The following is a 3,802-nucleotide window of genomic DNA, read 5'->3' as shown; positions in this document are numbered from 1 at the left end:
CGGGCGGCGGGGCCTCGCGCTGGGGTTGGGGCTGCCGACGGCCCTGCTCTGCCTCGTCCCGTTCGCCGCGCTGGTCGTCATGCCGGTCGCCTTCGTGGGCGGGGTGTTCGTCGCCCGCGAGACGCTGCGCAGCACGACCGAGCCCGCCGACGCCCGGTAGCCACCGGTGGGCCCCGCCATGTCCGGACGGGGCCCACCGGTGGTGGCGATCAGGCCAGGTCGAACCGGTCCAGGTTCATGACCTTGTCCCACGCGGCGACGAAGTCGCGCACGAACTTGTCCTTCGCGTCGTCGGCGGCGTAGACCTCGGCCAGGGCCCGCAGTTCGGAGTTCGACCCGAACACCAGGTCGACCCGGCTGCCGGTCCACTTGACCGCACCCGAGGCGTCGCGCCCCTCGAAGGTCTGCGCGTCCTCCGAGGTCGGCTTCCACGTGATGCCCAGGTCGAGCAGGTTCGCGAAGAAGTCGTTGGTCAGCGACCCCGGAGTGTCGGTGAACACGCCCAGCGACGAGGTGTCGTAGTTCGCCCCGAGCACGCGGAGGCCGCCGACGAGGACGGTGGTCTCCGGCGCGCTCAGCGTGAGCAGGTTCGCCCGGTCGAGCAGCAGGTACTCGGCGGAGAGCCGGTTGCCCTTGCCCAGGTAGTTGCGGAACCCGTCCGCGGTGGGCTCCAACGCGGCGAACGAGTCCGCGTCGGTCTGCTCCGGCGTCGCGTCGACGCGGCCCGGGGTGAACGGCACGCGGATGTCGTGGCCCGCGGCCTTGGCGGCCCGCTCCACGGCGGCGCAGCCGCCGAGCACGATCAGATCGGCCAGCGAGACCTTCTTGTTCCCGGTCTGCGCCTCGTTGAACGACTGCTGGATGCCCTCCAGGGTGGACAGCACCGTCTCCAGCTCGGCCGGGTTGTTGACCTCCCACCCGTTCTGCGGGTTGAGCCGGATGCGCGCACCGTTGGCACCGCCGCGCTTGTCACTGCCCCGGAACGTCGAGGCCGACGCCCACGCGGTGGTGACCAGCTGGGCGGTGCTCAGCCCGGAGCCGAGGACGGTGCTCTTCAGCGAGTCGATGTCCGCCTCGCCGATCAGCGCGTGGTCCACCTCGGGCAGCGGGTCCTGCCACAGCAGGGTCTCCGCGGGCACCTCCGGGCCGAGGTAGCGGACCTTCGGCCCCATGTCCCGGTGGGTCAGCTTGTACCAGGCGCGGGCGAAGGCGTCGGCGAACTCGTCGGGGTTCTCGTAGAACCGGCGCGAGATCGGCCCGTAGATCGGGTCGTAGCGCAGCGCCAGGTCCGTGGTCAGCATCGCGGGCGCGACCTTCCGCTCCGGGTCGTGCGCGTGCGGGACCGTGCCCTCACCCGCGCCGTCCTTCGGCGTCCACTGCTTCGCGCCCGCCGGGCTGGTGGTGAGCTCCCAGTCGTACTCGAACAGGTTCGCGAAGAAGCCGTTGCTCCACGTCGTCGGCGTGCTGGTCCAGGTGACCTCCAGCCCGCTGCCGATCGTGTCGCCGCCCTTGCCGGTGCCGTAGGCGTTGCGCCAGCCCAGGCCCTGCTCCTCCAGCGGAGCGGACTCGGGGTCGGGTCCGAGGTGGCTGTCCGGCGCGGCACCGTGGGTCTTGCCGAAGCTGTGCCCGCCGGCGATCAGTGCGACGGTCTCCTCGTCGTTCATCGCCATGCGGCCGAACGTCTCGCGGATGTCGCGAGCCGCGGCGACCGGGTCCGGCTCGCCGTTCGGGCCCTCCGGGTTGACGTAGATCAGGCCCATCTGGACGGCGGCCAGCGGGTTCTCCAGCTCACGGTCACCGCTGTAGCGCCGGTCGTCCAGCCACTCGGTCTCCGGGCCCCAGTAGACGTCCTCGTCGGGCTCCCAGACGTCCTCGCGGCCGCCGGCGAAGCCGAAGGTCTTGAAGCCCATCGACTCCAGCGCGACGTTGCCCGCCAGGATGAGCAGGTCGGCCCAGGAGAGGTTCTGGCCGTACTTCTTCTTCACCGGCCACAGCAGACGGCGGGCCTTGTCCAGGTTGACGTTGTCCGGCCAGCTGTTCAGCGGGGCGAACCGCTGCTGCCCGGCGCCCGCGCCGCCGCGGCCGTCACTGATCCGGTAGGTGCCCGCGCTGTGCCAGGCCATCCGGATGATCAGCGGACCGTAGTGGCCGAAGTCGGCGGGCCACCAGTCCTGCGAGGTGGTCAGCACCTCCTCGATGTCCCGCTTGACGGCGGGCAGGTCGAGTGACTTGAACGCCCCGGCGTAGTCGAAGTTTTCGCCGAGCGGGTTGGTCGCCGGGGAGTTCTTCGACAGGATCTTCAGGTTGAGCTTGTCCGGCCACCACTGGCGGTTCCCGCCACCCTCGGTGGGGTGCGGGGCGCGGCCGTGCACCACGGGGCACTGGCCGGTGGTGTCGCGATCGTCGGTCACGGGTGTCCTTTCAGGATCAATGGATGTGTTCCGGTTCGGGGGAGCAGGCAGGGCACAGTCCCCAGTAGATGACCTCGGCCTCGTCGACGTGGAAGCCGTGGGCGTCCGACGCGGTCAGGCAGGGCGCGGAGCCCACGGCGCAGTCGACATCGGCGAGGGCGCCGCACGACCGGCACGCGACATGGTGGTGGTTGTCCCCGACCCGCGTCTCGTAGCGGGCCACGGACCCCATCGGCTGGATCCGTCGCAGCAGTCCCGCCTCGGTCAGCGCGCGCAGTCCGTCGTAGACGGCCTGGTGCGACACCTTCGGCAGCTCCTCCCGGACGGCACCGATGATCGATTCCGTGTCGGCGTGCGGACGGTCGTGCACCGCGGACAGCACCGCGACCCGGGGTCGGGTCACTCGCAGTGCGGCCTCGCGCAGCATGTGCTCGAAGCCCGCAGTCGTCGTTGGCACGCGCGGCAGTCTGGCGGTCTTTCTGGAATGGATCAAGAGTTTGCCGGAGTGCTGTGTCTCACTCGTGTTCGCGGCGTGACCGGGACGAGACCCCCGGTGGGAACCGGTGGGTCCGGCCGCGCCCGACGGGGCCGCATCCGGAGCGGAACCGGTGGGCGGGGATGCGGCATGATGGAACGATGACGAGCCCCCGACCGGTCCCGATCGCCCGTGCGCCCATCCAGCTCGGCCAGTTCCTCAAACTGGCGGGGGTGGTCGAGGACGGCGCGGAGGCGAAGGCCCTGCTGGCCGAGGTCGGGGTCGGGGTCAACGGCGAGGCCGAACACCGCCGCGGTCGCAAGCTCGACGCCGGGGACCTCGTCGCGGTCGGCGACGAGACACTCGAGGTCACCGTGGAGTGAGCCAACGGCCGTTCGGTCAGTCCGGACCGCCGCCGGGTCGGGCCGGGCCACCGCGCAGCAGCGTGGCGTAGAGGGTGAGGCCCGGGCCGGACGCGAGCGCCACGGCCGGGTCCCCGGGGCCGAGCGCGGGGCGGAGTGCGTCGAGCACGAGCAGGACGGTGGCCGAGGAGCAGTTGCCGTGCTCGGCGAGCACCGTCCGGGAGGCGGCCAGTGCGTCCGGCGCGAGGCCGAGCGTGTCCTCGACGGTGTGCAGGATGCGCGGCCCGCCGGGGTGGACGGCCCACCCGCGCACGTCCCCGACGCCGAGGCCGTTCCGGGCGAGCAGGTCCTTGACGACCAGGGGCAGGTGCTCGGCCAGCACCTCCGGGACCCGGGGGGACAGGCCCATACGGAACCCGAGGTCGGTGACCTCCCAGGTCATGTGCCCGGCCGTGGCGGTGTCGGTGAACACGGCCGTGTCGACCACATCGACGCCCGGCGCCCCGGCGACACCGGCGCCCGGTGCCGGCGGCCGGAGCACCACGGCGGCGGCC

Annotated in this window: 4 protein-coding genes and 1 pseudogene; 2 read left to right on the top strand and 3 right to left on the bottom strand. The window is 71.9% G+C overall.

The annotated features are described in order from the left end of the window. Positions 1-160 (top strand): annotated as a pseudogene (locus SACPADRAFT_RS34575) (EI24 domain-containing protein); the annotation flags it as partial. Between the two features lie 49 nt (positions 161-209). On the opposite strand, the gene katG reads toward SACPADRAFT_RS34575, so the two are convergent. Continuing rightward, positions 210-2,411, bottom strand: coding sequence for a catalase/peroxidase HPI (gene katG / locus SACPADRAFT_RS0203985; protein WP_007026852.1), 2,202 nt, complete (start codon positions 2,409-2,411; stop codon positions 210-212). Positions 2,412-2,427: 16 nt separating this feature from the next. Beyond that, entirely contained in the window at positions 2,428-2,838 is a 411-nt protein-coding gene (locus SACPADRAFT_RS0203980; RefSeq protein ID WP_007026853.1) for a Fur family transcriptional regulator, read from the bottom strand. A 209-nt stretch (positions 2,839-3,047) separates the two neighbouring features. Between SACPADRAFT_RS0203980 and SACPADRAFT_RS0203975 the strand changes: the two genes are divergently transcribed. After that, a complete protein-coding gene (locus tag SACPADRAFT_RS0203975) occupies positions 3,048-3,269 on the top strand; it encodes an RNA-binding S4 domain-containing protein (protein ID WP_028662193.1) in 222 nt (73 codons plus the stop codon). Positions 3,270-3,285: 16 nt separating this feature from the next. Here the strand turns inward: SACPADRAFT_RS0203975 and SACPADRAFT_RS25450 are convergent. Then, positions 3,286-3,802: 3-oxoacyl-[acyl-carrier-protein] synthase III C-terminal domain-containing protein (locus SACPADRAFT_RS25450; protein WP_007026855.1), on the bottom strand; the 517-nt coding region annotated here is incomplete at its 5' end.

Source organism: Saccharomonospora iraqiensis subsp. paurometabolica YIM 90007, from assembly GCF_000231035.2.
Taxonomy (GTDB): domain Bacteria; phylum Actinomycetota; class Actinomycetes; order Mycobacteriales; family Pseudonocardiaceae; genus Saccharomonospora; species Saccharomonospora paurometabolica.
This window is presented reverse-complemented; position numbering and strand designations above follow the sequence as displayed.